This is a genomic window from Actinomadura sp. KC345, from assembly GCF_004348515.1.
Taxonomy (GTDB): domain Bacteria; phylum Actinomycetota; class Actinomycetes; order Streptosporangiales; family Streptosporangiaceae; genus Spirillospora.
In genome coordinates, this window is record NZ_SMKH01000330.1 from 1 (window position 1) to 8,058 (window position 8,058).

Sequence of the window (8,058 nt, forward strand, 5' to 3'; positions counted from 1 at the left end):
TAGGCGCCGCCGAGGAGGGCGCGGGCGGCGGGGCTGCGCGGGCCCTCGGTGCGCCAGGCGAGCGCGATCCGGCCGGTCAGGCGGGGCTGGACGATCGGCATCGTGTGCAGGTCGTCCGGCAGGTCCCCGGTGGCGGACTCGGGCAGGACGGCGACGCCGAGTCCGTGCGCGGCGAGCTGTGCCAGCACGGGCGGTTCGCCGGCCTCGAAGGCGATGCGCGGGCTGAGGCCGGCGCCCGCGCACGCCTCGTCCAGGACGGTCCGTATCCCGGTGCCCTTCGGCAGGCTGATCAGGTCCTCGCCGGCGAGGGCCCGCAGCCGGAGGGTGGACCGCCGTGCCAGCGGGTGATCGCGACCGACGGCGGCGAAGAGGTCCTGCTCGATGACGATCCGGGCCGCGATGCCCTCCGGCGGTTCGGGGGAGCCGAGGCTGAGGAACGCGAGATCGACCCGCCCGTCCCGCAGCGCGCCGGCGAGCGTCAGGGAGTCGTCCTGGACGACCGTGATCTCCACATTCGGGTGATCGTGATGGAAACCGGCCAGCAGGCGGGGCAGGTCCAGGGACCGGATCCAGTCGATCGTGCCGATCGTGACATGGCCGCGCAGGAGCCCGGTCAGCTCGTCCACGGAGAGCCGCGCGCCCTCGACCGCCGCGAGCGCCGCCCGCGCGTACGGGAGGACGGCCTCGCCGACCTCGGTCAGCCGGACGGTCCGTCCCGAACGGTCGAAGAGCGGGTGCCCCAGCTCGCGTTCGAGCTGCCGGATCTGGGCGCTCACGCCCGGCTGGGCGACGTGCAGGCGGGCGGCCGCCTTGGTGAAGCCGGCCTCCTCCGTCACCGCCACGAAGTACTCAAGCTGGCGGAGCTCCATAACCAGCAATGCTAACAAAGCACCTCACCAGCGTTTCGGCTTCTGCCGCCTCCGCGGTGCGGGGAACGATTTCTTTGACCTCTCTTGGGTCCGTCACTGCTGTTCAGAGGACTGATTTCGGCCTGGGCGGTGATTACCTCACCTGCGGGAGGTCGGGTGAACGGACGGCGCACATGGTCCATACGGGTGCGGATGACCGTTGTTGCCGGGGTGGTCACCGCCCTGATATGCGGCATCCTCAGCACGCTGATCGTGGTCGGGACCCGCGGCAGGGCGGAGGACTACGAGCGGGGCAAGGTCGCCTCCGCGGCACTGCGGTTCACCTACGACGCGCACCGGAAACGGGTCCGAGGCGGCATCGACGCGCCCGAGGACATCGTCGTCCAAGTCCTGGACGCCCGGCGGACGGTGGTCGCCGGCACGGCCGGAGTACGCGCCGGGCCGCCGATCGCCCGCTTCCGCCCGGCGGACACGGGCGGCTACTCCGCCCGGGTCCTCTGCCCGCCCGCGGGACTCGACGAATGCATGTGGGTGATCGCCTGCCGCGTCTACAAGCCGAACGGTGACTGGACCGTCTACGCGGCCTCTCCCACCATTCCCTGGTACGTCAGCTCCGGCCTCCTCATGTTCCTGGTCTGCACCTCGCTTCTGATGATCCTGCTGGTGTGCCTGCGCGCCTGGGGGACGGTCGACCGGACCCTCGCCCGGGTGGACGCGATCCGCTCCGAGCTGACGGAGATCACCGCGAGCAAGTCGGGCCGCCGCGTGACGGTCCCGGCCACCCAGGACGAGATCCGGCGGCTGGCGGAGGCGGCCAACGCGACCCTCGACCGCCTCGACAGCGCTCTGGAGCGCCAGCGCAGCTTCACCTCGGACGCGTCCCACGACCTGCGCAGCCCCATCACCGCCGCCCGCGCGCAGATCGAGGAGGCCCTGCTGTTCCCGGACGAGGCCGACTGGCCGCAGACGGCCCGGAGCGTCCTGCAGAGCCTCGAAAGGCTGCAGGCGATCGTGACCGACCTCCTCCAACTCGCCCGCCTGGACGCCGTCGACTGGCAGCAGACCGAGACGATCGACCTCGGCGCGCTCGTCACCATCGAACTCGCGAGGTCCGACCGGACGAAGCGGATCGTCCCGCACATCCAGGAGGGCGTCACGGTACGCGGGGACCGGCTCCGCCTCATCCGGCTGCTGACCAACCTGCTGGACAACGCCGAACGGCATGCCGAGGAGCGGATCGACGTCACCGTGCGCCGTGAGGACGGTTTCGCCGTCGTCGAGGTCCTCGACGACGGCGCGGGCGTCGCCGAGCAGGACCGGGAGGTCGTCTTCCAGCGCTTCTCCCGCCTTGCGGCCGGCAAGGCCCGGGACGCCGCCGGAACCGGCCTCGGCCTTCCGATCGCCCGCGAGATCGCCAGGCTCCACCAGGGGACGCTGACCATCGAGGACAGCTCCCGAGGCGCCCGGTTCGTCCTCCGCGTCCCCCGTCCGCCCTGAAGGACGGCCCACCGCGGAGCCGCGCCGGGGCCCGGGACAAGAAGAACCCCGCGGTGCGGGGGCACGCGGGGCCGGGGCGGTCAGGGAGGCCCGCGCGAGGACGGGCCGGGCGGTGCGCCGGCGTCAGACCGCCGACTGGGCGGGGACGCCGCGCAGGTGGATCCAGCCTTCGGTCTTGAGCTTCTTCACCCGGCAGCTGATGGGCTCGTACTCGGCGGGGTGCACGTAGCCGGCGCCGTGGGCGATGACGGTCTCGAAGACGAACTGCGACGCGATGAAGCCGAGGTCGGCGCCGGTCGCGGCCAGCCGCTCCTTGAGGGGGCGCGCGTCCAGGAGCCGCGCCGTACGGATAAGGGCGAAGCCGGTCACGCCGGGCGGATCGGGCATCACGGGCCCGACGTCGACCGCCACCCTGAGCTGGAAGTGGACGGCGCCGCTCGACCGCTGGTTGTGGCGGCGCAGCCGGACGGCGAGGGCGGCGATCATGGGGTCGATGACGGCGGCGGTCGGCACCCCGGGAGGCACGACGATCAGCGCTCCGTCGCCGCGGTCCTCGGTGTGGCACGCCGCCCACGGGATCCGCGACTCCTCGAACGCCTCGCGCAGGACGGCGTACATCGCGCGCCGCATCTCCAGGCGGTCCACGTCGTTGCGGTGCGGCGCGCTGAAGCCCACGATGTCGGTGTAGACGATCGTGCAGTTCTGCCCCGTCCAGGCCGGGCCGACCGGTGTCGCCATGGGTTGCGTCAACTGCGCGTCGGGCGGAACACCGGCGCCCGTTCCCTGGTGGACAGGCCAGTCCGCACCGCCCGGCGTCCGCACCGTGTAAGCCGACCCACCTGCGGCTGCGGGGTCCGGCGGGCCCGCCTGCGGGTACCCCAGTGGCGCCGGTCCGGCCGCGTAGACCTGACCGGAGGTCGGATAAGGCTGCGAGGTCCCGTAGTACCGCTGTGTCGGGGCGGCGTAGGCCCGCGTGGACGTTGTGTTGGGCTGTACGGGGATTGCGTAAGGCTGCGTGGACGTCAGGTGGGGCGGCGCCGGTGTTGCGTCTGGCCGAGTCGTAGTCGCGTAGTCCTGGGCCGAGACCGCGTAGGGCGGGGCATGTGTCAGGTAGGGCTGTGCCGACCCCGTGTGTGGGCTTTGGGGCTCGTAGGGGGCGTTGTGGGCGTGCGTGGGCGGCGTTTGCGGTAGAGGTCCCGTCTGCTCCGTCAGCCGGTCGTACACCTCGCGTTCCATGACGGCGACCACACGTGGGTGGTCGCTCAGGTACGTGACGAACTGCTGCGTGGTCATGCGCAGGCCGTGGACGGTGTCCATGGCGACGATGGTCGCCGACCGCCGGCGCAGCAGCAGGGCGGCGCGCTCGCCGATGATGTCGCCGGGGCCGCGGAAGGCGATGATCCGCTCGTGGCCGTCCCGCTCGACCGAGACCCTGATCGAGCCCGACCGGATCACGACGGCCTGGTCGGCGGCCTGGCCCTCGAACCAGAGGACCGTGCCGACCGGGTAGGCGACCTCCTGGGCGGTCGCGAGGAGCGCGGCCTGTTCGACGTCGGTGAGGGAGCCCCAGAAGCCCTGCCTCGGCGGCGGCGCCGTGAACCGGTCCGCCCGGACGGAGCGGAGCCGGCGCGGGCACTCGACGTCCCGGCACTCCGACTCCGGGACGGCGCGGGTTCGCGGAGGTCGGCCGCCGCCGGAGGGGACGATCTCGGACGGGGCGGCCACATGGTCCGGGTCGTGCTGACGGGTGGTGTATTCGTCCATCAGCACACCCGCCAGAGGATCGGTTCGGCGGCGGATGGTGGGTTTGCGGGGTGGATCTCAAAGGTCGCGGGAAGAGAAGTGAACTTCTGGCTTGACATATCGAGAACCCCATGCCTCGAATCGCGTCTTCGGGACGCCGTCCGCCCGCCTTGCCCGGGGATTGCCTGGCGCGAGACGTCGCGGGGGCCCGAAGTCGCTTTCACCTATAGCCCGCACCGCGTGATCGCGGTTAGACTGGGTGAGTCCGCAGGGAACGTTTTGGCAGGTCAAACCGGACCTCTCTGCGTCTTCGCAGGGTTCCGGTGAGGATCGTTCAGGTCGCTCTCATGCGGGCCCGGGGAGTCGCTCTCCGCCTTCCATCGATCGTCTTGGCTCGCAACCGGTGATCGACGGGAAGCGGTGGGCGACTCTTTTTGTCTTTTCCGGCGGTGCCGGGATGTCGTGTTCTCGTGGTGGCCTCCCCGTTCGGTGCGCGCCCGCCCTTCCCGTCCGCCGGTGGGGCCGCGTTGGCCCGTTCCGCTCGGCGGAGAGTCCCCGGACGGGGGACGCGCGCGTCCCGCCCGAGCCCTCACTCAGCGTCAGATCGGTCGTTGCCGGATGTAGCACTGCGCTTGGTCGCAATGCGGATCCTGCTGTTTGCTACATAGCACATTACAACATAGTCTACCGTCATGCAGCAGTCTGGAAGCTCCGGGCCCGAGTTTTGGGCGATATGACGGGTCTCGGCCCGGGAGTGTGGGTCGGCGTGGCCGGGGAACGTGGCGCATTGACGGGATGTACCGCGGGACATGGCACGCTGCCAGATTGCATGCAGGCTGGTTGCAACGACTACTTAGAGTGAGCGAACACCATGACCAGTGATCAGGGGCCGATCGTCCAGAGCGCCTTGCTGCGCACCGAACTCGTCCGGCTGCGCAAAGAGAAGAAGCTGACGCAGGAGCAGGTCGCGCGGCAGCTCGAGTGGTCCCCGTCGAAGCTCATCAGGGTCGAGGGGGGCAAGAACGCCGTCACCCGTACGGATCTGCAGGCCCTGCTCAGGGTCTACGAGGTCACCTCTGAGGGCCGCCAGGAGCGGCTGCAGTCGCTGGCCCGCGGCGCGCGGGAGCCGGCCTGGTGGAACGTGTACAAGGACGAACTGGACCCGCGCTTCCTCAGCTACGTGGGCTACGCGGCCGGTGCGGCCTACATCAGGCAGTTCCACGGGGCGGTCATCCCGGGGCTGATCCAGACGCCCGAGTACGCGGAGGTGCTCTCCACGGGCAAGACGTCGGAGACGGGCCGGGTGCTCGCCGCGAAGCTGCGCATCCAGCGGCAGCAGGAGCTCGCCAGGCGGGACAACCCGCCGCGCCAGCACTACATCATCGACGAGGCGGTGATCCGCCGCCACGTCGGCATCATGATCGATCCCGCGATCATGCCCAACCAGCTCAACCACATCGCGGACGCCGCCGACGGCAGCGACCTGCTGACGGTCAGGATCATCCCGTTCAGCGCGGGCGCGCACATGGGCCTTGAGGGGCCCTTCAGCCTCCTGGAGTTCGACGGGGACCTGAACGACATCCTCTATCTGGAGGGCCGGTCGGGCGCCAGCCTCATGATCACCGGCGAGGACGACAGGATCCTGGAGTACCGGGACACCTTCGAGCTCCTGCTGGAGCAGTCGCTTCCCGCCGACCAGTCGATCGACCTGCTCCGGCGGACCGCCGAGGACCTCATGGCCTGACTCCGCTACCGCGATCCGACTCGACCCCGGAGGTGACAGCCGCATCGGGCACCCACAAGGCGAGTGGCCTTCATAGCACACAGAGTGATCTTGTGTTCCCTTGTAGGCGGGATAACTGGAACCGTTTACACTCGTGATCGGGAAATTATCCACAAGGTCGTGGTTTGTCGTGCCCTGCTTGGTGCTCGCCGGCGGGTGTTCTTGGCCGATCGGTTGGCAAGACGGCACCCGCCGGCAATGGATGGAGGGGTTGCTGGATGGTGTACCGGTCGATTCGGGAAACGGCGCCGACCTGGCGCAAAGCGAGTGGAAGCATGAACCAGGGGGACTGTGTGGAAGTGGCGACCCTGGGGCCGTCCGTCCTGGTCCGCGACTCGCGCGACCGTGCCACCAGCGTGCTCGCCCTCGATCCCGCCCAGTGGAATGCCCTGGTGAACGCCATCCACAACGGGCGGCTGGACGGACGCTGAGTCACGCGACTCACTTATCGCGCCCATCGCAGAAATTGTCGAACCCAACCGTGGCCGGAAGCATTGACCGGCGACTCTTGACAACGCTGCGATTGACGAGGGGGGCTCTGGGACCCTGAGCGAATCCTGAACCTCGCCTGAACCGCCGGCGGCGGCCGTCGGGAAGCCGTCGGCGCGGCTCCGATCGTCCTGGAGGCCGGGCCGTGCTCATCGTCCGCCCTCCGCGCGCTGCCCCCGCCGTCGCGGCCGGGGCAGTTCGCCGTGGCGGCGGCCGTCCCGAGTCGGCGATGGTGGTAGTCGTTAGGCATTGAACTACGGGCGGCCGGTGTGGCAGCCTGCCGTCACCGGGACCGCCGACGCCGGACGAGGAGTCGCCGTGGCCATCGACGCGTGGCATCGGATCTACGAGTCGCTCGACGACGAGCACGACTACGGCATCGAGGAGATCGACGGCAGGCTCCCGGAAGCCCTCACCGGCACTCTCTACCGCAACGGCCCCGGCCGCTGGCAGGTGGGCGACAGCCTCCTCGACCACATCTTCGACGGCGACGGGATGCTGTCGATGTTCGCGTTCCCCGGCGACGGCGGCGTCCGCTACCGCAACCGGTACGTCCGGACCAGGCACTACCGCTACGGGCAGCGCCACGGACGCGCCGGGCTGCGCGGCCTCGGCACCCAGCGTCCCGGCGGGCGGCTCGCCAACATGCTCCGTCCACCCGCGAACGTCGCCAACACCGGTGTCGTCCTGCACGGCGGGCAACTCCTGGCGCTCTGGGAGGGCGGGCGCCCCTTCCGCCTCGACCCCGACAGCCTGGAGACGGTCGGCGAGCACTCGTTCGGCGGGCGCCTGAAGGCGGTGTCGGCGTTCTCGGCGCACCCGTCCCGCTGCCCGGAGACCGGCGAGCTGTTCAACTTCGGGATGGACTTCACCCGAGTCCGCAGCCTGCGCTGCTACCGGGTGGACCCGGACGGCGCGCTCCACCACATGCCGCGCGTGTCACTCCCGTACAGCCCGTGGAACCACGACTTCGCCCTCACCCGGAGACACCTCGTCTTCGTCATCAACCCGGTCATCCCGAAGGTCGCGCCGATCCTGCTGGGAAGCCGGTCGATCGCCGACGGGCTCACCTATGAGCCGCACCGACCGACATGCTTCACGCTCGTACCGAGGGACGGCGGCAGGGCCCGGGTCATCGAGCACGAGGCGCTGCTCGGGTTCCACTTCGTCAACGCCTTCGAGGACGGCGACGACACCGTCATCGAGTTCGTCCGCTTCGCCGGCTGGGACCAGGTCGCGACGCGTTTCCGCGACTTCCGCACGAGCGACTTCCCCTGGGGCGACGCGCTGATGCGCTACCGCGTCACCCCGTCCGGGAAGATCGAGGGGCAGGAGGTGTGCGCGCTGCCGATGGAGCTGCCGCACGCCGACGTCCGCCGGGCGGGCCGCCCGCACCGCTACACCTACTTCGCCGGGCGGACGGAGACGAGCACCGGCATCCACGCCTACGACCACACGAAGGACAGGCGCACCGTCCACGAGCTCCCACCCGGCCACGGCTTCGGCGAGCCGGTGTTCGTCCCGCGCGAGCCCGGCGCCGCCGAGGGCGACGGATGGCTGCTGACCCTCGCCTACGACCCGGAGAGCCACCGCTCCCGCCTGATCATCCTCGACGCCCGCGACGTCGAATCCGACCCCCTGGCCGTCGCACACCTGCGCCACCACATCCCCATGGGC

6 protein-coding genes are annotated in these 8,058 nt (G+C 70.3%); 4 read left to right on the forward strand and 2 right to left on the reverse strand.

Annotation, left to right across the window (positions count from 1 at the left end; genetic code table 11):
- Positions 1-869, reverse strand: an 869-nt coding sequence (locus E1281_RS34120) for a LysR family transcriptional regulator (RefSeq protein ID WP_131883840.1), incomplete at its 3' end; no start/stop codon positions are given.
- 192 nt (positions 870-1,061) lie between these two features.
- On the opposite strand from E1281_RS34120, the gene E1281_RS34125 reads away from it, so the two are divergent.
- Complete coding sequence (locus E1281_RS34125; protein WP_131883841.1) at positions 1,062-2,366, forward strand: HAMP domain-containing sensor histidine kinase; 1,305 nt, start codon at positions 1,062-1,064, stop codon at positions 2,364-2,366.
- 123 nt (positions 2,367-2,489) lie between these two features.
- On the opposite strand, the gene E1281_RS34130 is transcribed toward E1281_RS34125, so the two are convergent.
- Positions 2,490-4,130, reverse strand: a complete 1,641-nt coding sequence (locus E1281_RS34130; RefSeq protein ID WP_131883842.1) for a cyclic nucleotide-binding domain-containing protein — start codon at positions 4,128-4,130, stop codon at positions 2,490-2,492.
- Positions 4,131-4,980: 850 nt separating this feature from the next.
- Here E1281_RS34130 and E1281_RS34135 point away from each other — a divergent pair.
- The 3 genes from E1281_RS34135 to E1281_RS34145 all read left to right on the forward strand — a co-directional run.
- Positions 4,981-5,853 carry a helix-turn-helix transcriptional regulator gene (locus E1281_RS34135; protein WP_131883843.1) on the forward strand — a complete coding sequence of 291 codons (873 nt, stop codon included), beginning with the start codon at positions 4,981-4,983 and terminating at the stop codon, positions 5,851-5,853.
- A 257-nt stretch (positions 5,854-6,110) separates the two neighbouring features.
- The gene (locus E1281_RS42720; RefSeq protein ID WP_131883844.1) at positions 6,111-6,323 is read left to right on the forward strand and encodes a DUF397 domain-containing protein; all 213 of its coding nucleotides are present in this window, start codon (positions 6,111-6,113) and stop codon (positions 6,321-6,323) included.
- A 376-nt stretch (positions 6,324-6,699) separates the two neighbouring features.
- Positions 6,700-8,058, forward strand: a 1,359-nt coding sequence (locus tag E1281_RS34145; RefSeq protein WP_131883845.1) for a carotenoid oxygenase family protein, incomplete at its 3' end; no start/stop codon positions are given.